General features: G+C 70.1%; 20 protein-coding genes. 6 read left to right on the forward strand and 14 right to left on the reverse strand.

Features of this window, described 5'->3' with window-relative positions:
* Positions 1-67: 67 nt before the first annotated feature.
* The 10 genes from Q0833_RS14065 to Q0833_RS14110 form a co-directional block, all read right to left on the reverse strand.
* Positions 68-649 (reverse strand): GNAT family protein, encoded by a 582-nt coding sequence (locus Q0833_RS14065; protein WP_298436072.1) that lies wholly within the window; start codon positions 647-649, stop codon positions 68-70.
* Complete coding sequence (locus tag Q0833_RS14070) at positions 649-1,908, reverse strand: pitrilysin family protein (protein WP_298436075.1); 1,260 nt, start codon at positions 1,906-1,908, stop codon at positions 649-651. The genes Q0833_RS14065 and Q0833_RS14070 overlap by 1 nt, the downstream gene beginning before the upstream one ends.
* Entirely contained in the window at positions 1,905-3,290 is a 1,386-nt protein-coding gene (thrC, locus tag Q0833_RS14075) for a threonine synthase (RefSeq protein WP_298436078.1), read from the reverse strand. Before thrC ends, Q0833_RS14070 begins: the two co-directional genes overlap by 4 nt.
* Before the next feature lie 11 nt (positions 3,291-3,301).
* The gene (locus Q0833_RS14080; RefSeq protein WP_298436081.1) at positions 3,302-3,919 is read right to left on the reverse strand and encodes an SURF1 family protein; all 618 of its coding nucleotides are present in this window, start codon (positions 3,917-3,919) and stop codon (positions 3,302-3,304) included.
* Between the two features lie 67 nt (positions 3,920-3,986).
* Positions 3,987-4,787, reverse strand: a complete 801-nt coding sequence (locus tag Q0833_RS14085) for a cytochrome c oxidase subunit 3 (protein ID WP_298436084.1) — start codon at positions 4,785-4,787, stop codon at positions 3,987-3,989.
* Positions 4,788-4,797: 10 nt separating this feature from the next.
* Entirely contained in the window at positions 4,798-5,388 is a 591-nt protein-coding gene (locus tag Q0833_RS14090) for a cytochrome c oxidase assembly protein (RefSeq protein WP_298436892.1), read from the reverse strand.
* Positions 5,388-5,579, reverse strand: coding sequence for a hypothetical protein (locus Q0833_RS14095; protein ID WP_298436087.1), 192 nt, complete (start codon positions 5,577-5,579; stop codon positions 5,388-5,390). Before Q0833_RS14095 ends, Q0833_RS14090 begins: the two co-directional genes overlap by 1 nt.
* Positions 5,579-6,496 carry a heme o synthase gene (gene cyoE / locus Q0833_RS14100; RefSeq protein WP_298436895.1) on the reverse strand — a complete coding sequence of 306 codons (918 nt, stop codon included), beginning with the start codon at positions 6,494-6,496 and terminating at the stop codon, positions 5,579-5,581. The genes Q0833_RS14095 and cyoE overlap by 1 nt, the downstream gene beginning before the upstream one ends.
* A gap of 25 nt (positions 6,497-6,521) precedes the next feature.
* A complete protein-coding gene (coxB, locus tag Q0833_RS14105; protein ID WP_298436090.1) occupies positions 6,522-7,388 on the reverse strand; it encodes a cytochrome c oxidase subunit II in 867 nt (288 codons plus the stop codon).
* Between the two features lie 239 nt (positions 7,389-7,627).
* Entirely contained in the window at positions 7,628-8,419 is a 792-nt protein-coding gene (locus Q0833_RS14110) for a methyltransferase domain-containing protein (RefSeq protein ID WP_298436093.1), read from the reverse strand.
* A gap of 167 nt (positions 8,420-8,586) precedes the next feature.
* Between Q0833_RS14110 and tldD the strand changes: the two genes are divergently transcribed.
* The 5 genes from tldD to Q0833_RS14135 all read left to right on the forward strand — a co-directional run bounded on the left by tldD (position 8,587) and on the right by Q0833_RS14135 (position 15,612).
* Positions 8,587-10,008 (forward strand): metalloprotease TldD, encoded by a 1,422-nt coding sequence (tldD, locus tag Q0833_RS14115; protein ID WP_298436096.1) that lies wholly within the window; start codon positions 8,587-8,589, stop codon positions 10,006-10,008.
* A gap of 59 nt (positions 10,009-10,067) precedes the next feature.
* Positions 10,068-11,255, forward strand: coding sequence for a DNA-processing protein DprA (dprA, locus tag Q0833_RS14120; RefSeq protein WP_298436099.1), 1,188 nt, complete (start codon positions 10,068-10,070; stop codon positions 11,253-11,255).
* A gap of 258 nt (positions 11,256-11,513) precedes the next feature.
* Positions 11,514-14,150, forward strand: coding sequence for a type I DNA topoisomerase (gene topA, locus Q0833_RS14125; protein WP_298436102.1), 2,637 nt, complete (start codon positions 11,514-11,516; stop codon positions 14,148-14,150).
* 146 nt (positions 14,151-14,296) lie between these two features.
* On the forward strand, positions 14,297-14,848 hold the full coding sequence (locus tag Q0833_RS14130; RefSeq protein ID WP_298436105.1) for a nitroreductase: 552 nt from the start codon (positions 14,297-14,299) through the stop codon (positions 14,846-14,848).
* Positions 14,849-14,889: 41 nt separating this feature from the next.
* Complete coding sequence (locus Q0833_RS14135; RefSeq protein ID WP_298436107.1) at positions 14,890-15,612, forward strand: EI24 domain-containing protein; 723 nt, start codon at positions 14,890-14,892, stop codon at positions 15,610-15,612.
* Here Q0833_RS14135 and Q0833_RS14140 read toward each other — a convergent pair.
* Both Q0833_RS14140 and mce read right to left on the reverse strand, forming a co-directional pair.
* Entirely contained in the window at positions 15,563-15,841 is a 279-nt protein-coding gene (locus Q0833_RS14140; RefSeq protein ID WP_298436110.1) for a DUF1467 family protein, read from the reverse strand. The two genes, Q0833_RS14135 and Q0833_RS14140, sit on opposite strands and share 50 nt — an antisense overlap.
* Entirely contained in the window at positions 15,841-16,263 is a 423-nt protein-coding gene (gene mce / locus Q0833_RS14145; RefSeq protein WP_298436114.1) for a methylmalonyl-CoA epimerase, read from the reverse strand. The genes Q0833_RS14140 and mce overlap by 1 nt, the downstream gene beginning before the upstream one ends.
* Positions 16,264-16,414: 151 nt before the next feature.
* Between mce and Q0833_RS14150 the strand changes: the two genes are divergently transcribed.
* On the forward strand, positions 16,415-17,113 hold the full coding sequence (locus Q0833_RS14150; protein ID WP_298436116.1) for a response regulator: 699 nt from the start codon (positions 16,415-16,417) through the stop codon (positions 17,111-17,113).
* Here the strand turns inward: Q0833_RS14150 and Q0833_RS14155 are convergent.
* Positions 17,110-17,784: a GNAT family protein gene (locus Q0833_RS14155; protein WP_298436119.1), complete on the reverse strand. Its 675-nt coding sequence runs from the start codon at positions 17,782-17,784 to the stop codon at positions 17,110-17,112. The genes Q0833_RS14150 and Q0833_RS14155 overlap by 4 nt on opposite strands.
* The gene (locus tag Q0833_RS14160) at positions 17,781-18,539 is read right to left on the reverse strand and encodes an SDR family NAD(P)-dependent oxidoreductase (RefSeq protein ID WP_298436122.1); all 759 of its coding nucleotides are present in this window, start codon (positions 18,537-18,539) and stop codon (positions 17,781-17,783) included. The genes Q0833_RS14155 and Q0833_RS14160 overlap by 4 nt, the downstream gene beginning before the upstream one ends.
* Positions 18,540-18,700: the final 161 nt, after the last annotated feature.

Genomic DNA, 18,700 nt, shown 5'->3' on the forward strand with positions numbered 1-18,700 from the left:
ACGGGGCCGAGGCCGGGGGCGCTGCCCCCTTGGACCCCCGGCATATTTCGGGAACATCGATGGAGGGTCAGCCCTCGACCTTGCCCCGTCGGTCCGAGCGCAGCATCGCGTAGAGCACGTGGTTGCGCCACCGGCCCGCGATCTGGAGATAGCTCTGGGCGACGCCTTCATATTTGAACCCGGCCTTTTCCAGCAGCCCGCGGGAGGCCGCGTTTTCCTCGAGGCAGGCGGCCTCGAGGCGGCTGAGGTCGAGCCGGCGGAACGCGTGATGCGACAGCGCCACGATCGCCTCGCGCATGTAGCCCTGCCTCGCGTGGGGCTGGCCGATCCAGTAGCCGAGCGTCGCCGACTGCGAGGGTCCGCGCCGGATGTTGTCGAGCGTGATGGCGCCCAGAAGCTGGCCGTCCGTCTTGCGGGTCACGAAGAGCGCCAGCGCGGTGCCCTGCGACTGGCTGCGCTGCGCCCAGTAGACGCGGTTGGTGAAGGACTTGCGGCTCAGGTGATCCGACGCCCAGGCCGGCTCCCACGGCTGCAGGAAGGCGGCCGAGCCATCGCGCAGACCCACCCACGCGCGATAGTCGCCATGTTGGGGCAGGCGCATGATCAGGCGGTCGGTTTCGATCCGGGGCTTGCGGAACGACCCGAACATCACGCCGCGAGCCTGCGCGCCAGCGTGCCCGCATCTGGCGCGCGTTCGACCGGGCCATAGAGCGCCAGCGCGGGGGCCTGCGTCGTCAGGGCCGCCGCGTGGGCACGGACGGCCGGGACATCCACCGCCTCGATCCGCCCGATCGCCTCGGACAGCGGCGGCACGCGGTCCCAGACGGCGACGACGCGGGCGAGCCGTTCGGCCCGGCTGGACGGCGACTCGAGCCCCATCAGCATCCCCGACTTCATCTGGGCGCGCGCGCGCGCGATCTCGGCATCGGTCATGTCGTCGGCGGCGCGTTTGAGCTCGTCCATGGTAAGGTGCGCCAGTTCGGCCACGTCGTCCTCGCCGGTGCCGGCATAGACGGTCAGCAGGCCGGTATCGGAATAGGCCCCGACGCTGGCAAAGATCGTGTAGCAGAGACCCCGCTTCTCGCGCGCCTCCTGGAACAGCCGCGAGGACATGCCGCCGCCCATCGCGCCCGCGAAGATCTGCGCCGTGTAGATGTCGTCGTCGCGGTAGCCCGGCTGCGCGAAGCCCAGCGCGATATGCGCCTGTTCGAGGTCGCGCACATGCCGCGCCTCGCCACCGGTGAAACGCGCGATCTCGACCGGGCCGGGGCGCGTGGGTTCGAGATGACCGAAGAGATCTTCGGCCATGCGCACCAGCGCGTCGTGATCGACCGCCCCCGCCGCCGACAGGATCATCTGCTCGGGGCCGTAATGCTGCGCCGTGAAGCGCTCCAGATCGGCGCGGTCGAAAGCCGAGACACGCTCGGTCGGGCCGAGGATCGTGCGGCCGATGGGCTGCTCGGGATAGGCGGCCTCCTGCAGCCAGTCGAAGATGATGTCGTCGGGCGTATCGAGCGCTTGCCCGATCTCCTGCAGGATGACGTTGCGCTCGGTCTCGATCTCGCCGGCATCGAAGATCGGGTTCAGCACGATATCCGCGATCAGGTCCACGGCGAGCGGCACGTCGCTTGCCAGCACCCGCGCGTAATAGGCCGTCACCTCGCGCGAGGTGTAGGCGTTGATGTAGCCGCCGACATCCTCGATCTCCTCGGCGATCTGCAGGGCCGAGCGCCGGGATGTGCCCTTGAAGGCCATGTGTTCGAGGAAATGCGCGATGCCGTTCTGATCGGGGGTCTCGTGGCGGCCGCCCGCGCCGACCCAGATGCCGACGCTGGCCGATTGCAGGCCGGGCATGTGCTCGGTGACGACGCGGACGCCGTTGGGCAGGCGATGCAGGCGGGCGGTCATGCGGCGCGGCGCTCCTCGATCACGGCCTCGACGGCGGCGAGGTCGTTCTCGACGCGGGTGACGCGCTCGTCGCGCTCGAAGAGATCGCCCATGCGGGGCGGCAGGGCGGGCCGGATCCCCGTGGCGGCCTCGACCGCGTCGGGGAACTTCGCGGGATGCGCGGTGGCGAGCGTGATCATCGGGGCGGGGCCGAGGTGATCTTCGGCGACCGCGACGCCGACGGCGGTGTGCGGACAGAGGAGTTCGCCCGTCCGCGCGAGGTAATCCGAGATGGCGCGCGAGGTCTCCGCCTCGGAGACGCGGCCCGAGACATACGTCTCGCGCAGTGCCTCGAGCGCGCCCTGGCTCACCGAGAACCCGCCATCCTTCAACTCGTCCATGAGCTGCGCGATGGCCGCGCCGTCGCCACCATAGGCGACGTGCAGCGCGCGTTCGAAATTGCTGCTGACCTGGATGTCCATCGAGGGCGAGATCGACGGCTCGACCGTGCCGGGGCGATACTCGCCCGTCGTCAGGCAGCGGTGCAGGATGTCGTTCTGGTTCGTCGCCACGACCAGCTGCTCGATCGGCAGGCCCATCCGCTTGGCGATATGGCCCGCGAAGATGTCGCCGAAATTGCCCGTGGGCACGGTGAAGGACACGGGCCGGTGCGGCGCGCCCAGCGTCGTGGCGGCGGTGAAGTAATAGACAACCTGCGCCAGCACGCGGGCGAAGTTGATCGAGTTGACCCCGGCCAGCGCGACCCGATCACGAAACGGAAAGTCGTTGAACATGTCCTTCACGCGCGCCTGGCAGTCGTCGAAATGCCCGGTCAGCGCCAGCGCGTGGACGTTGCCCTCGGTCGGCGTGGTCATCTGGCGGCGCTGCACCTCGGAGACGCGGCCATGGGGATACATGATGAAGACGTCCACCGCGTCGAGGCCGCGGAACGCCTCGATCGCCGCGGATCCCGTGTCGCCGCTCGTGGCGCCCACGATGGTGACGCGGTCGCCGCGGCGGGTCAGCGTATGCTCGAACATCTGGCCGATGAGCTGCATCGCGAAGTCCTTGAAGGCCAGCGTCGGCCCGTGGAACAGCTCCAGCAGGTGATGGTTCGGCCCCAGCTGGACCAGCGGCGCGCGGGCGTCGTGGCCGAACCCCTCATAGGCGCGGGCAATCATGTCGGCGAAGTCGGACTCGGTGAACGCCTCGGAGACGAAGGGCCACATGATCCGGTGCGCAACCTCCTCGTAGGACTTGCCCGCCAGCGCGGCGATGTCGCCTTGGGACAGCACCGGCAGATCCTCGGGCACGTAAAGGCCGCCGTCGCGGGCGAGCCCGGTCAGCATGGTATCCTCGAAGCCCAGAACGGGGGCCTCGCCACGGGTGGAGACATAGCGCATCGGTGGCTCTCTTAGTCGGTGCGGCGCGTGATACGCCACAGCAGGAACGCTGTCATCCCCAGCCAGACGAGCGCCAGGCCGAACCACTGGATTGCGTATCCGAGATGGTTGTCGGGAATGCCCTCGGTCGAGACGGGGATCGGTGTGAAGGCGGTCGCAGGCGTCACGCTCCGGGCGACGATCAGCGGTGTCGAAAGGGCCGCGCGCCCGTCTTCGGGCCAGTCGAGATTGCCTTCGACCGCAAGCCGCGTGCCGGGTGCGGGGGCTTCGGCGGCGGCGTCCTGCGGGTCGGTGCCCGGCGCCCAGGTGCGCGCACCCAGATCGACCGGGATCGACGCCGCCCCGACCTGCAGCCGCACGACGGCCCGCACCCCCGCCCCAAAGCCGCGCCATGTGTCGAATACCACGAACGCAGGCCCGTCCACGACGCCTTCGACCGCCACGGGCAGGTAGAGGTCCGCCGGGGTGCGGGGCGCAATCGGCAGGGCGACGGGCGCCTCGGTGAGCCGCGTCTCGATGGCTGCGATGGTCGCGGCCTTCTCCTCGGCACGGTTGAGCTGCCAGACGCCCAGCGCCACCAGCACCGCGCCGCCGATTAGGCCGAGCGCGAGGGGAAAGATCAGACGCATCACGGGGTCTCCAACGAAAGGCGGCGCGGGAGGACCCGCGCCGCGCATGGCCAGATGTGGCGGGGAGTCAGCCGCCCCAGACGTAGACGGCCGCGAAGAGGAAAAGCCAGACGACGTCGACGAAGTGCCAGTACCAGGCCGCCGCCTCGAAGCCGATATGCTTGGCCGGGGTGAAATGCCCCTGCTGGAGCCGCAGGAGGCACACGGCGAGGAAGACGGTTCCGATCAGGACGTGGGCGCCGTGGAAGCCCGTCGCCATGAAGAAGTTGGCGCCGTAGATGTTGCCCGAGAAGCCGAAGGCCGCGTGGCTGTACTCGTAGATCTGGAACGCGGTGAACAGCGCGCCCAGCGCGATGGCGAGGATCAGGCCCCACTTCATGTCCTGTCGGTTGTTCTCGTGGACCAGCGCGTGGTGCGCCCAGGTCGCCGCGGCCCCCGAGCAGAGCAGGATCAGCGTGTTGATCAGGGGCAGGTGCCAGGGGTCGAAGGTCTCGATCCCCACGGGCGGCCAGACGCCGTCGATGCCGGGGCTTTCGGGGCCCATCGGGTAGATCGCGTGCTTGAAGAACGACCAGAACCACGCCGCGAAGAACATGACCTCGGACATGATGAAGAAGATGAAGCCGTAGCGCAGGCCGATGCGGACGACGGGCGTGTGGTCGCCCGCGTTCGATTCCTTCACCACGTCGGACCACCAGGCGAACATCACGCCGAGGACGCCGACAAACCCGGCCGCGAAGAGCCACGGGCCCGAGCCCTTCATCCACAGCACCGCGCCGATGAGCATGAAGAAGCCCGAGACAGCGCCGATGAACGGCCAGATCGAGGGCGGCAGGATGTGGTAGTCGTGGTTCTTGGCGTGGGCCATGGTCGTCCCTCTAGTTGGTCGTTCGTACCGCGTCGTCGTCCTGCAACGCGGCGTATTCATCTGGCAAGTCCGTGACGTGGAACGTGTAGGACAGCGTGATCTCCGGGATACCCTTCGCCTCCGGGTCGTCGACGATCGCCGGGTCGACATAGAAGGTGACGGGCATCGAGATCGTCTCGCCCGGCATCAGCACCTGCTCCTCGAAGCAGAAGCAGTCGATCTTCACGAAATGGAGACCGGCCGCATAGGGCGCCACGTTGTAGCTGGCCGTGCCCGCGACGGGTTCGTCGGTCGGGTTCGTCGCCTCGTAGAAGGCAAGATGGGTCTCGCCGATGCGGACCTCCATCGAGGTCTGCTCGGGCCGGAACTCCCACGGCATGTCCCGCTCGCGTGAGGCGTCGAAGCGCACGAGGACGGTCTGGTCCAGCACCACGTCCGAACCGGCCTCGGCCCGCGCGGTCGTGCCGCCATATCCGGTGACGCGGCAGAACAGGTCGTAGAGCGGCACCGCCGCCCATCCGAGCGAGCCCATGCCGAGAACCGTCGCCAGCGTCAGCGCCACGACGCGGCCATTGGCCGTCAGGTCCCGCCACCAGCGCATCATTCCGACGCCTCCGTCTCGGCGGGCAGCATCTGCGGGCGCGCGACGTGGTCGAACCCCTCGCTGAAGCCGCCGGTCTGGATCTTGGCCACGGTGATACCGAAGACGATCAGGATGAACGCCAGGAGCACGCCCAGAATGCCGAAATTGCTCGTCCGCTTGCGCTTGTGGACCTCGTGCTCGACCTGCATCACCAGCCTCCGAAGGGCAGCGCGGCCTCGGCCACGAACACGGCGAAATGCACGAAGAGATAGACGAGCGACCACTTGAAAAGGCGCTTCTCGGCGGCGTGGCCATCGGCCTCGCTGTCGGCATCGGTGCGGCGCCAGACGGCGAAGGCATACCGCAGGAACACCGCGTTCAGCCCCAGCGCCACCGCCAGCGTCAGCGGCCCGCCGACACCGGTCGTCGCCGTGAACACCGACACCACGGCAAGCCCCAGCGCCCAGAGCCAGGTCTGACGGCGCGTCTCGGTCCGGCCGTGGGTCACGGTCAGCATCGGGATGCGCGCGGCGTGGTAGTCGAGCTTGACGAAGAGCGCGAGCGCCCAGAAATGCGGCGGCGTCCACATGAAGATCAGCGCAACCAGAAGCCATGCCTCGAGCGGGGTGCCGCCCGTCGCCGCGGCCCAGCCGATCATCGGGGGGAAGGCGCCCGCCAGCCCACCGATCACCGTGTTCCACGACGTCGTTCGCTTGAGCCACATCGAGTAGATCACCGCATAGAAGAAGATCGTGAAGGCCAGCCAGCCGGCGGCGACCCAGTTGGCCGTCAGGCCCAGCATGACAACCGACACGCCCGTCAGGAACAGGCCCAGCGCCAGCGCGTCGCCGGGTGCGACCCGGCCCGAGGGGATGGGGCGCTTGCGCGTCCGCTTCATCACCCGGTCGATATCGGCATCGAACCACATGTTCAGCGCGGCCGACGCGCCCGCCCCGATCGCGATCCAGAGGATCGAGGTCGCGCCCAGCACCGGATGCACGCTGCCCGGCGCCACGAGCAGGCCCACCAGCGCGGTGAAGACCGACAGCGACATCAGGCGCGGCTTCAGAAGCAGCCAATAGTCGCGCAGACCCGCCTCGTCGGAAGCGGGCCGCGGGGTCGCGATATGGAGGCTGGCGTCGGTCAAGTGCTTACCAGGTGACCAGCTCGTCGGCCTTCATCGCCGTGAGCCACGCCTGATACGCCTCGTCCGAGACGACCTTGACCGTGATCGGCATGTAGGCATGCGCGATGCCGCAGAGCTCCGAGCACTGGCCGAAATAGACGCCCTCCTGCTCGGCGCGGAACCACAGCTGCGCCAGGCGACCGGGGATGCCATCCTGCTTCACGCCGAAGGACGGGATTGTCCAGGAGTGGATGACGTCGCCGCCGGTGACCTGCATCACGACCGTCGCACCCACGGGCACGACGACCGACGTGTCGGTGGCCAGCAGGAACTGGTCGTCCGAGTAACCGGCCTCCTGCAGCTGGGCCGAGACCTCTTCGGTCATCATGTTCCCGGAATCCGCGCCGATCATGTAGCTGGAGAACTGGATGCCGTCCTCTTCGGGGTATTCGTAATCCCAGTACCACTGGTAGCCCGTGACCTTCACGACCACGTCGCCCTCGGGGATGCGCTGCTGGTCGAAGAGCACCGGCAGGGAGAACGCGCCGATGACCACGAGGATCACGATCGGCACCACGGTCCACGTCACCTCGAGCGGCGAATTGTGCGTGAAGCGCGCGGGCTCGGGGTTGGACTTGCGGTTGTAGCGGATCACGACCCAGGCCAGCAGGCCCGTCACGAAGAGCGCGATCACCGTGATGATCACCAGAAGGAAGGCGTCGAGCCAGTGGATCTCGGCGGCCAGCGACGTGGTCGCGGGCTGAAAGCCGATGCCGCCCTCCTGCGGGGTGCCGATGATCGGCAACTCGCCGAGGAAGCCCTGCGCGGCGGCGGGAATGGCGGTAAGCGCGAGCGTGACGGCGGCGAGCGCGGCCTTCGGGGCGTGGATCATTCTCTTACGTCCTGTCTGTCGGAATCGGGGCGGTTCGGATTCCGCCCCCCTGCGTCCTAGGCCGGGGTAAGACCATATCGGACGGGTCGGATGCAAGGCCCCGGTGGCCCTGTGTCGCACCCGCGACATGCCGGGCGGGCCGGCCTTCGGGTGCCCCCGTCGCGCGGCCCCGGCACGGGCCGCCGATCCGCCGAATCCCGCCCGCGATCCGGTTCAATCCGCGCCGCGCCCGTCGGGCCTCAGGCGCGCCCGGCCACCACGTGTACCGCGTCGGCATAGGTCATGCGGTCGCCCTCGATCTGGTCGGCCATCGCCGCCGCGACATTCGCCACCAGCGCCGCCCGCGCGTCCTCGGGCAGGGCCAGAAAGGCCCCGGCGATCGGCATCGACTGCAAATGCTGCGGCACGAAGACCTCGGGCGCGGGCACGTCGATCTCCAGCTCCTGCCGCGTGACCGACACCGCATCGAATCCCGCATCGCGCGCCGCGCGCTCCAGGGCCTCGGCGGTCGGGGTCTCGCGCTGGGCCCGCTGCATCGCCGCGGCCTCGGCCGAGATATGCGTGGCGACGGCATCGCAGAGCGCCTCGGTATAGGCGCTGTGCCCCGCCCAGATCGAGAACGCCATCGCGCCGCCGGGCGCCAGCAGCCGCCGAAACTCGCGCAGGGCGGCGGGCTTGTCGGGGAAGTAATGATAGCCGTGCTGCGACAGGGTCACGTCGACGCTTCCCGAGGGCAGCCCGCTGCCGTTGACGTCGGCGAGGATCCAGCGGATGTCGCGCCCCTCGGCCAGCTCCGCCGCCGTGGCCAGCATCCCTTCGTTGTTGTCGAGCCCCGCGACGTGCCCCTTTGGCCCCAGCGCGTCATGGACCATCCGGGTCGTGACGCCCGTGCCGCAGGCGATATCGAGCACCCGCGCATCCGCCGCGAGGTCCAGCGTCCCGACCAGCGCCTCGGCCCAGCGCCCGAACCAGAGCGGCACCAGCACCGTCTCGTAGATCTGCGGCCCCTCGCCCTGAAGCTGAAAGTTCATCGCCGCCTCCCCAATCCTCTCCCGCGCCCGAGCCTAGCGGCGAATCCCGCGTCTGGCGACCACGGCACACCTGGGGCCCGCCCCCCCGGTGCCCAATCCGGCGACAGCGTCTGGGGTCCGGCGCGCCGACGCCCTATCTATGCGGCAACAGTGACCGGAGACGCCCCATGACCGATGCCCCTTTCCGCCCCTTCGAGACCCTGCTCGACCGCGAGGCCGCACTGGCCACACTGCGCGCCGCCACGGCCGGGGCCGATGACGGCGAGCTCTTCCTCGAGCGGCGCCGCTCCGAGGTGGTGGTGTACGATGATGGCCGCGTGAAGACGGCCAGCTACGACGCCTCCGAAGGCTTCGGCCTGCGCGCCGTGCGGGGCGAGACGGCGGGCTACACCCATTCGACCGAAATCTCCGAACAGGCGCTGACCCGCGCCTCCGAGACCGTGCGGCTCGCCGTGGGCGACGGCGGCGGCACGCTTTCGGACGCGCCCGCGCGCACCAACCGGCGACTCTATGGCGACGACGATCCGATCGCGGGCACTGCCTTCGCCGTCAAGCTCGACACGCTGCGCGAGATCGATGACTTCGCGCGTGCGCTTGACCCCCGCGTCGTGCAGGTCAGCGCCTCCATGGCCGCCTCTCACCAGGAGGTCGAGATCCTGCGCCCCGAGGGCCTGTCGGTCACCGATGTGCGCCCGATGGTCCGGCTCAACGTCTCGATCATCGTCGAGGAGGGGGGCCGCCGCGAGAGCGGAAGCGCCGGCGGCGGCGGGCGCGTCGGGCTGACCGGGCTGATGACCCGCGATCATTGGGAGGGCGTCGCGCGCGAGGCGCTTCGGATCGCCGTCGTGAACCTCTCGGCCATCCCCGCCCCCGCGGGCGTGATGGATGTCGCACTGGGCGCGGGCTGGCCCGGAATCCTTCTGCACGAGGCGGTGGGCCACGGGCTGGAAGGCGATTTCAACCGCAAGGGCCAATCGGCCTTCGCGGGCCTCATGGGCCAGCGCGTCGCGTCGCCGGGCGTCACTGTGCTCGACGACGGCACGATCCCCGACCGGCGCGGGTCCATCAGCGTCGATGACGAGGGCACGCCGTCGGGGAAGAATACCCTGATCGAGGACGGCATCCTCGTGGGCTATATGCAGGACCGCCAGAGCGCGCGGCTGGTGGGCGTGGCGCCGACCGGAAACGGGCGACGCGAAAGCTATGCCCACGCGCCCATGACGCGAATGACCAACACCTACATGCTGGGCGGCGACGCCGACCCGGCCGGCATCGTGGCCGACGTCAAGGACGGCATCTATGCCGTGGGCTTCGGCGGCGGTCAGGTCGACATCACCAACGGCAAGTTCGTCTTCTCCTGCACCGAGGCCTACCGCGTGACGAACGGCGTCGTCGGCGCCCCCGTCAAGGGCGCGACCCTGATCGGCGACGGCGCGACGGCGCTCAAGGGCATCCGCGCCATCGGCAATGACATGGCGCTGGACCCGGGGATGGGGAATTGCGGCAAGGCGGGCCAATGGGTGCCGGTGGGCGTGGGCCAACCGACGCTCCTGATCGGCGGGCTGACGGTGGGCGGCTCGGCGGCCTGACGCGCGACATCGCGCGGCGTTAACCGTTTCGCAACGCCCCCGTGGCGAAGCTCGGGCATATGGATGACGCGATTCCCGAGCTTCTGGACCATGGGCCCGGCTTCTCCGAGGCGCCGCTGCCGCTCTTCGATGCGCCCCCGCCGCAGGAGGAGCTGTTCGCGCGGCTTCGGCTGGCGCGGTCGCGGCGGGTCGGCCCGGCCACCTTCCGGCGCCTGATCGCCGCGCATGGCGATGCCGTCGCCGCACTGACCGCCCTCCCGGGTCTGGCCGCGGCGGCGGGCGACACGTCCTACGCCCCCGCGACCGAGGCCGAGATCCGCCGCGAGATCCGGGCGGCCAAGGCCGCGGGCGCGCGGCTCCTGACCTTGGGCGCGCCGGGCTATCCCCATCGCCTGGCGCAGGTGGGCGATGCGCCGCCTGTGCTCTGGTGCCAGGGCGACCCGAAGCTTCTGACCCGGCGCAGCGTGGCGGTCGTCGGCACGCGGAACGCCTCGTCCCTGGCGCTCCGCATGGCCCGCGCGTTGGGCCGCGCCCTGTCCGAGGCGGGGGTGACCGTGGTCTCGGGGCTTGCGCGCGGGGTCGACACCGCCGCCCACACCGCCGCGCTGGACGGCGGGACGGTCGCCGTCCACGCGGGCGGGCTCGACCGGGTCTACCCCGCCGAGAACGCCGAACTCGGCACCGCGATCGCCGCGACCGGCTGCGCGCTGTCCGAACGCCCCTTCGGCCTGCACCCGACGGCGCGCGACTTCCCGCGCCGCAACCGCATCGTGTCGGGCGTGGCGCAGGCCGTCGTCGTGGTCGAGGCGGCCGCGCGCTCGGGCTCGATGATCACGGCGCGCGACGCGCTCGACCAGGGGCGCGAGGTGATGGCCGTGCCTGGCCACCCGTTCGACACCCGCGCGTCCGGCTGCAACCTTCTGCTGCGCGACGGTGCGACGCTGGTGCGCGGGGCCGAGGACGTTCTGGACCTGCTCGACGGGTTGATGCGCGACGCACCCCCGCGCCCCGCGCCCGAACCCGTCGCCGAGGCGACCGCACCCGCCCCAACCGATGGCGACGCGACGGTCCTGCGCGCCCGCATCCTGTCGCTCCTGTCGCCGGTTCCCGTGGGCGAGGACCAGCTTCGCCGCGACCTCGCGCCGGGCGGCGAGGCCGATGCGCGGGCGGTCGCGGCACAGCTCTCGGAGCTGGAACTCGCAGGCGAGATCGCGCGCCGGCCCGGCGGGTCGCTCGTCCGCCTCTAGCCGGTCCAAAACCGCGACGGCGGCGGCTGCGCCCGCCCGCATGGCACACCCCGGCGAAGGCGCCCGACCCCGGTCCGATCGGTCGGCGCCCGGGCCGAAACCCGGCGCTCCGGTGCCCCGTCCCGCGGGCGCGCGCGGCGCCCGATCGCCCGACCGGCCCTCCCATTGACAATCCGCCGGGACCCCCCACATGGTCCGCCGCCCAAGGGGGATCGCCACCGCATACCCCCGTCCGACCCCAGCCCGAGGTTCCGCCCCATGCCCGTCGTCGTCGTCGAATCCCCGGCCAAGGCCAAGACCATCAACGGCTATCTGGGGTCCGATTACACTGTGCTGGCCAGCTACGGCCATGTCCGCGATCTGGTGGGCAAGGACGGGTCGGTCGACACCGACGACTGGGGCATGACCTGGGAGGTTCCGGCGGATTCGAAGAAGCGGATCAAGGACATCGCCGACGCGCTGGCCGACGATCCGAACCTGATCCTCGCCACGGACCCCGACCGCGAGGGCGAGGCCATCTCCTGGCACCTGCAGGAGGCGCTGCTCAACCGGCGCGGCATCAAGAAGGACATGCCCGTCAGCCGGGTCGCCTTCAACGCCATCACCAAGACCGCCGTGCAGGAGGCCATCGCCAACCCGCGCGAGATCGACACCCCTCTGGTCCATGCCTACCTGGCGCGCCGCGCGCTCGACTACCTCGTGGGCTTCAACCTGAGCCCCGTGCTCTGGCGCAAGCTGCCGGGCGCCAAGTCGGCGGGGCGCGTCCAGTCGGTCAGCCTGCGCCTCATCGTCGAGCGCGAGATGGAGATCGAAGCCTTCGATCCGCGTGAATACTGGTCCGTCCGCGCCATGCTCGAGACGCCGCGTGGGCAGCAGTTCGAGGCCCGTCTGGTGTCGCTCGCGGGCAAGAAGCTCGACCGGTTCGACCTCGCCGACGCGACCCAGGCCGAGCTGGCCGTTCAGGCCGTCGAGAGCCGCAATCTCACGGTCACGCGCGTCGAGGCCAAGCCCGGCACCCGCAACCCCAGCCCGCCCTTCATGACCTCGACCCTGCAACAGGAAGCCAGCCGCAAGTTCGGCATGGGCGCCAAGGCGGCGATGTCGACGGCCCAGCGACTCTATGAGGCCGGGCATATCACCTACATGCGGACCGACGGCATCGACATGGCCCCCGAGGCCGTCCACGCCGCCCGCGACGCCATCGCCGACCGCTACGGCAAGGACTACGTGCCGGGCAGCCCCCGGATGTACAAGAACAAGGCCAAGAACGCGCAGGAGGCGCATGAGTGCATCCGGCCCACCGACATGGCCAAGGCCGCGGGCGACCTGAGGCTCGAGGCGGATCAGAAGAAGCTCTACGACCTGATCTGGAAGCGCACGCTGGCCAGCCAGATGGAGGCCGCGCGACTGGAGCGGACGACCGTGACCATCGCCGACCGCGACGAACAGGTCGAACTGCGGGCGACCGGCCAGGTCGTGGCCTTCGACGGCTTCATGAAGGTCTATACCGAAGGGCGCGACGACGATGCCGAGGCGTCGGACGACGACAAGCGCCTGCCCGCCATCCACGAGGGCGACGCGGCCAAGAAGGTCGCAGCCTACGCGGACGAAACCTCGGAGAACCAGCTCGTGAAGGCGCCGTCGAACGCGGTCCTCGGCCAGCAGTCCTTCACCCAGCCGCCGCCCCGCTACACCGAGGCGACGCTGGTCAAGAAGATGGAGGAGCTCGGCATCGGGCGGCCCTCGACCTATGCCAGCATCCTCGGGACGATCGTTGACAGGGGCTATGTCCGCAAGGAGGGCAACCGGCTCTTCCCCGAGGACCAGGGACGGCTCGTGACCGCGTTCCTGTCGAACTATTTCCGCCGCTACGTGGGCTACGACTTCACCGCCGGCCTCGAGGACGAGCTCGACCAGGTCTCGGCGGGGGACGCGGATTACAAGGACGTGCTCGGGCGGTTCTGGCGCGACTTCAAGGCCGCGGTGGACGAGACGGCGGAGCTGCGGATCACCGACGTGCTCGAGAAGATCAACGAGGTGCTCGAGCCGCATCTCTTCCCCGACAAGGGCGACGGCACCGATCCGCGGCTCTGCCCGCGCTGCGAACAGGGGCGCCTGTCGATGCGTACGGCCCGCTCGGGCGGCGCGTTCATCGGTTGCGGCCGCTATCCCGAATGCAACTACACCCGCCCCTTCGGCCCGCCGGGCATGGAGGGCGAGCAGACCGGCGAGGACCGGATGCTGGGGGTCGAGCCCGAGAGCGGGCTGGAGGTCTGGCTGAAATCGGGCCGCTTCGGGCCCTATGTCCAGCTCGGCGAGAAGACCGACGAGAACCCCAAGCCCAAGCGTTCCAGCCTGCCCAAGATGTGGGCCCCCGAGGCGCTGGACCTCGACCGGGGCCTGCAGCTTCTGTCGCTGCCCCGGCAAGTCGGCATGCATCCCGAGGATGGCCAGCCCATCGAGACCAATCTCGGCCGCTACGGCCCCTACGTGATGCACAAGCGCCCCGAGGACGCCAAGCCCATCTACGCCAACCTCGCCGACGAGGAGGAGGTCTTCACCATCGGCATGAACCGCGCCGTCGAGGTGCTGGCCGACAAGCGCGCCAATCCGCGCGGCGGCGGGCGGCAGGCGGCCAAGGCGCTGCGCGATCTGGGCGAGCATCCCGAGAACGGCGGCGCGATGGCCGTGATGGAAGGTCGGTTCGGGCCTTACGTGAAGTGGGAGAAGGTGAACGCGACGCTCCCGAAGGACGTCTCGCCCGAGGAGTTGACGGTGGCACAGGCGGTCGAGTTGATCGACGCGAAGGCCGCCAAGACGAAGAAGCCCGCCCGGAAGGCTGCGGCGAAGAAGCCCGCCGCCAAGAAGAAGCCGGCGGCCAAGAAGGCGAGCTGACGGCCCGTTCAGCGCGCAACCAGTGTCTCGCGTCGTTGGCCCTCCGGGTCGCACAGGCCCGCATTCGCGGGCGCCGCCGGAACGGGCCATCCGCGCACAGCGCCTGCGCGCTTGAATCCGGCGCGCGCGGGGCTGACATAGCGACCATGACGCACAGCATTCCCCCCCTCGCCCCCAATGCCGAGGCCGCCGCCTTCCTCGCGGCCCGCCGCTCCCGCCCGGCCAAGACGCTCGCGGAACCGGCGCCCGATCGTGCCGCCTTGTCGGCCATCCTCGAGACCGCGCTTCGCGTGCCCGATCACGGCAAGCTCGAACCCTGGCGGCTGGTGGTGCTGTCGGGCGCGGCGCTCGACCGGCTGGCCGCCCTGACCGAACGGCTGGGCCGCGCGCGCGGGCTCGACCCGGAGCGGACGGCGAAGGCCCGCGCGATGTTCGACGCGGCCCCCTGCATGGTGGGCGTGATTTCGGACCCGGTGCCGTCCGAGAAGATCCCGCAGGTCGAGCAGATCCTCAGCGCCGGGGCGCTCTGCCACAACCTTGTCTGCGCGGCGCAGGCGGCGGGCTGGGGGGCCAACTGGCTCTCGGGCTGGATGGCCACGGATCCCGACTTCCTGCGCGACGGCTTCGATATCGAGCCGCCCGCATTCCTGGCCGGGCTGGTCGTGCTGGGAACCGAGACGGTCGTCCCGCCCGAATGACCCCGCCCCGATCCGCAGGCCAAGATCGCCTGGGTCGACGCATGATCCGCAACCTGACGCTGGCGCTCGGCCAACTGACCGATCCGCGCTTTCGCGGCGTCCTGTTGGCCGGGATCGGCCTGTCGGCGGCGCTTCTGATCGGCTTCTCCGTGCTTCTCGTCTGGGGGGCGCAATGGCTGGTCGGTCCGACCGTGACGCTGCCGTGGCTGGGCGAGGTGACCTGGCTCGACAACGCGGCCGGCTGGGCGGTCGTGCCCTTCACGCTCATCGCGTCGGTGTTCCTGATGGTGCCCGTGGCCTCGGCCTTCACGGGTCTCTTCCTTGACCGGATCGCGCAGGCCGTTGAGGACAAGCACTATCCCGGCCTGCCCCCCGCCCGCGCGCAGGGCTGGCTCGAAATGGCGCGCGAGAGCGCGGGCTTTCTCGGCCTCGTCGTCGGCGCCAATCTTCTGGCGCTGATCGCCTATCTCGTGCTGGCGCCCTTCGCGCTCCTGATCTTCTGGGGGGTCAACGGCTTCCTGCTCGGCCGCGAATACGCGCAGCTCGTGGCACTCCGTCATCTCAGCCGGGACGAGGCCGCGGCCTTCCGCACCCGCCACCGCGCGCAGATCTGGGCCACGGGCATCCTGATGGCCATCCCGCTGTCGGTGCCGATCCTGAACCTTCTGGTGCCGGTGGTGGGGGCCGCGACCTTCACCCACCTCTTCCACCGCATCAATCGCGGATCGGCCGCCCCGTCACTGCGCGAATCCCGTCGATCGTGATGTGCCCCGAGGTGATCAGCCAGATCATCGGCACCCAGATCGCCAGGGCGATCGCCGTCGCCCACGCCATCCGCCGATAGACCCCGATCGGGCGCTCGGGGGTCGAGGCGTGGGTACCGCGCGTGACCTCGCCCGCGTCGCCCTGGGTGCGCTGGCCGATCTGAAGCCCGATCATGAAGACCATCGCCCAGATCATCGCGAAGACCACGAAGGCCGAGAAGATGGACATCAGACGGCCTCCGCAGCGGGAACCTGCTCCAGCTCGACCAGCGTGCCGGTGAAATCCTTCGGATGCAGGAACAGCACCGGGTTGCCATGAGCCCCGATCTTCGGCTCGCCGGTCCCGAGCACGCGCGCGCCCGCCGCCGTCAGCGCATCCCGCGCGGCGAGGATGTCCTCGACCTCGTAGCAGATGTGATGGATGCCGCCCGAAGGGTTCTTCTCGAGAAAGCCCGCGATGGGCGAGCCGTCGCCCAGCGGATGGAGAAGCTCGATCTTCGTGTTCGGAAGCTCGATGAAGACCACCGTCACGCCGTGATCCGGTTCGTCCTGCGGCGGATTCACATGGGCACCCAGCGTATCGCGATATTGCGCCGCGGCCGCCTCCAGGTCCGGCACCGCGATGGCCACGTGGTTCAGTCGTCCGATCATGGCAGCCGCCCCCTTGGTCCGCATTCGGGGGGCGTTATGGGCAGGACGGCCCGGCACCGCAAGCCGTGCCGCGTGCATGTTCACGCTTTGTTAGGACTGACGGCGCAATTCTGGCGGGGCGCAGACACCTCTGGATTCGGAGAAGACGACGATGGATGAAATCGCCCTCATGGCCCGCCCCGTTCCGACGCCCGCCCGACCGCTTCTCGGCCAGACGGTCCTTCTGGTCGAGGACAGTCGCTTCGCCTCCGAGGCGGTCCGCCTGTTGGCGCTCCGGTCCGGGGCGCGCATCCGCCGCGCCGACAGCCTCGCCGCCGCAGAGCGGCATCTCAACACCTATCGCGCCGGGATCGCGATCGTCGATCTGGGCCTGCCCGATGGCGACGGGCTCGACCTGATCGCCCGTCTGCGCACGGCGACGCAGCGGCCGGACGTGGTGCTGGCCACCTCGGGCCGCGACGCATCCGAAGTCGAGGCGGCGGCGCTCAAGGCCGGGGCCGACGCGTTCCTTCCCAAGCCGATCGAGAGCCTGGCCGCCTTCCAGGCTGTCATCCTGGGCGCGCTGCCCGACGACCAGCGCCCCAGGGGCCTGCGTGTGGTCGGCGCCGAAACGGTCGAGCCCGACCGCCTCGCGCTGTCCGAAGACCTGTTGCACGCCGAACGGCTGCTGGGCGACGGCTCGGTGCCGCCGGGCTTCGTCGCCGATTTCCTGCGCGGCGTCGCCCGCACGGGCCATGACGCGGCCCTGCTGTCGCAATCCGACATGCTGGCCCGGCGCGCGGTCGACGACATCCGGCCCGCGCTCCACGCACTCATCACCGAACGTCTGGCCGAGCCGCGGGTGGTCTAGGCGACGGTGGCGCCCGCCGCCTCAGCGACCATCACCGACAGCGACCGGGCCTGTCGGCCTGCAGCATCGAAATTGTCGGCATCGAGCCACGCACGGTGCACCTTGCAAAGGCGCGGCCAATCGCCGTCGAGAATGGCGAACCACGCCGTGTCGCGGTTGCGCCCCTTCACGACCATGTGCTGCCGGAACGTCCCGTCATAGCCGAACCCGTAGCGCCGCGCCGCCGCGAGGCTGGGGCCGTTCGCGGCGTCGCATTTCCATTCCACCCGCCGGAACCCTGCCGCGAAGGCCTGCGCGATCATCAAGTGGATCGCCTCGGTGGCCGCCCGCGTCCGCTGAAGCGCCGCCGACATCGCGATATGGCCGATCTCGATCACGCCGTTCGCGCGGTCCACCCGCAGATAGGAAGCCACCCCCGCCCAGCCGTCTTCGCCCCGGATGGCATAAAAGATCGGATCGCTCGACGCGGCGGCCTCCGCCACCCAGTCCCGATAGGCCTCCCGATCGGCGAAGGGCCCGTAGGGCAGATAGGCCCACATCGCGTCATCGGCGCGGTTCGCCGCATCGAGTGCATCGGCATGGTCCCCGGACAAGCGCTCCAACCGCGTCGCCGTCCCCTCCAGAACGGGCGCGGGCTCGAAGGTCAGCGGGGTCCAGTCGGCCAGGGTCATCGCGGCGTCATCCGGATCGCGCCGTCCAGCCGGATGACCTCGCCGTTGAGCATCGGGTTGCGCGCGATCTCGGCCACGAGCGACGCGAATTCCGACGGCTGACCCAGCCGCGACGGGTACGGGACCTGCGCCCCGAGGCTATCCTGCACCTCCTGCGGCAGACCCTGCAGCATCGGCGTCAGGAAGAGGCCCGGCGCCACCGCGACCACCCGGACGCCCCGCGACGCCAGGTCCCGCGCCATCGGCAGCGTCAGCGACGCGACCCCGCCCTTGGACGCCGCATAGGCCGCCTGCCCGATCTGACCCTCGTAGGCCGCGACCGAGGCGGTGTTCACGATCACGCCCCGCTCCCCGTCGGGCCCCTGCCCGTCCTGCGCCGACATGATCGCGGCGGCGGCAGAGGCACAGTTGAACGTGCCGACCAAGTTGATCGCGATGACGCGCGCGAAAAGCTCCGGATCATGCGCGCCGTCCCGCCCGACGGTCTTGGCGGCAGGCGCGATGCCCGCGCAGTTGACCATCAGGTCGAGCCGCCCCGCGCCCGCGACCTCGGCCAGCACGGCGGCACAGGCCGCGGCATCCGTCACGTCGAGCGCGAAGAACCGACCACCGATCTCCTCGGCCAGCGCCGCGCCGCCCGCATCGCGGTCTAGGATCGCGACCGATCCGCCTGAGGCCGCCACGTGTCGCGCGACCGCGGCCCCCAGCCCGCCGGCCCCGCCGGTGATCGCCGCCACGCATCCCTTCAACTCCATCCCGTCCCCTCCGATGTTCCGGCCCGAACGGTAGCGGAGGCGGGGGCGGGCGCAAGTCGCACGCCCCGCGCGAGGGGCGCGATTAGCTGTGGAGAAGGCGAAACCCGCTCTTTACAGACCGTGCGCCCCGCTCCACCATATCTTGTGTGGGACGGGACGAC

This window comes from uncultured Jannaschia sp., from assembly GCF_947503795.1.
Taxonomy (GTDB): Bacteria; Pseudomonadota; Alphaproteobacteria; order Rhodobacterales; family Rhodobacteraceae; genus Jannaschia.

What these genes read in the sequence shown, in the direction of transcription:
- Q0833_RS14065 (WP_298436072.1), bottom strand. Translation starts at nt 649, where the DNA reads ATGTTCGGGTCGTTCCGCAAGCCCCGGATCGAAACCGACCGCCTGATC.
- Q0833_RS14070 (WP_298436075.1), bottom strand. Translation starts at nt 1,908, where the DNA reads ATGACCGCCCGCCTGCATCGCCTGCCCAACGGCGTCCGCGTCGTCACC.
- thrC (WP_298436078.1), bottom strand. Translation starts at nt 3,290, where the DNA reads ATGCGCTATGTCTCCACCCGTGGCGAGGCCCCCGTTCTGGGCTTCGAG.
- Q0833_RS14080 (WP_298436081.1), bottom strand. Translation starts at nt 3,919, where the DNA reads ATGCGTCTGATCTTTCCCCTCGCGCTCGGCCTAATCGGCGGCGCGGTG.
- Q0833_RS14085 (WP_298436084.1), bottom strand. Translation starts at nt 4,787, where the DNA reads ATGGCCCACGCCAAGAACCACGACTACCACATCCTGCCGCCCTCGATC.
- Q0833_RS14090 (WP_298436892.1), bottom strand. Translation starts at nt 5,388, where the DNA reads ATGCGCTGGTGGCGGGACCTGACGGCCAATGGCCGCGTCGTGGCGCTG.
- Q0833_RS14095 (WP_298436087.1), bottom strand. Translation starts at nt 5,579, where the DNA reads ATGCAGGTCGAGCACGAGGTCCACAAGCGCAAGCGGACGAGCAATTTC.
- coxB (WP_298436090.1), bottom strand. Translation starts at nt 7,388, where the DNA reads ATGATCCACGCCCCGAAGGCCGCGCTCGCCGCCGTCACGCTCGCGCTT.
- Q0833_RS14110 (WP_298436093.1), bottom strand. Translation starts at nt 8,419, where the DNA reads ATGAACTTTCAGCTTCAGGGCGAGGGGCCGCAGATCTACGAGACGGTG.
- tldD (WP_298436096.1), top strand. Translation starts at nt 8,587, where the DNA reads ATGACCGATGCCCCTTTCCGCCCCTTCGAGACCCTGCTCGACCGCGAG.
- dprA (WP_298436099.1), top strand. Translation starts at nt 10,068, where the DNA reads ATGGATGACGCGATTCCCGAGCTTCTGGACCATGGGCCCGGCTTCTCC.
- topA (WP_298436102.1), top strand. Translation starts at nt 11,514, where the DNA reads ATGCCCGTCGTCGTCGTCGAATCCCCGGCCAAGGCCAAGACCATCAAC.
- Q0833_RS14130 (WP_298436105.1), top strand. Translation starts at nt 14,297, where the DNA reads ATGACGCACAGCATTCCCCCCCTCGCCCCCAATGCCGAGGCCGCCGCC.
- Q0833_RS14135 (WP_298436107.1), top strand. Translation starts at nt 14,890, where the DNA reads ATGATCCGCAACCTGACGCTGGCGCTCGGCCAACTGACCGATCCGCGC.
- Q0833_RS14140 (WP_298436110.1), bottom strand. Translation starts at nt 15,841, where the DNA reads ATGTCCATCTTCTCGGCCTTCGTGGTCTTCGCGATGATCTGGGCGATG.
- mce (WP_298436114.1), bottom strand. Translation starts at nt 16,263, where the DNA reads ATGATCGGACGACTGAACCACGTGGCCATCGCGGTGCCGGACCTGGAG.
- Q0833_RS14150 (WP_298436116.1), top strand. Translation starts at nt 16,415, where the DNA reads ATGGATGAAATCGCCCTCATGGCCCGCCCCGTTCCGACGCCCGCCCGA.
- Q0833_RS14155 (WP_298436119.1), bottom strand. Translation starts at nt 17,784, where the DNA reads ATGACCCTGGCCGACTGGACCCCGCTGACCTTCGAGCCCGCGCCCGTT.
- Q0833_RS14160 (WP_298436122.1), bottom strand. Translation starts at nt 18,539, where the DNA reads ATGGAGTTGAAGGGATGCGTGGCGGCGATCACCGGCGGGGCCGGCGGG.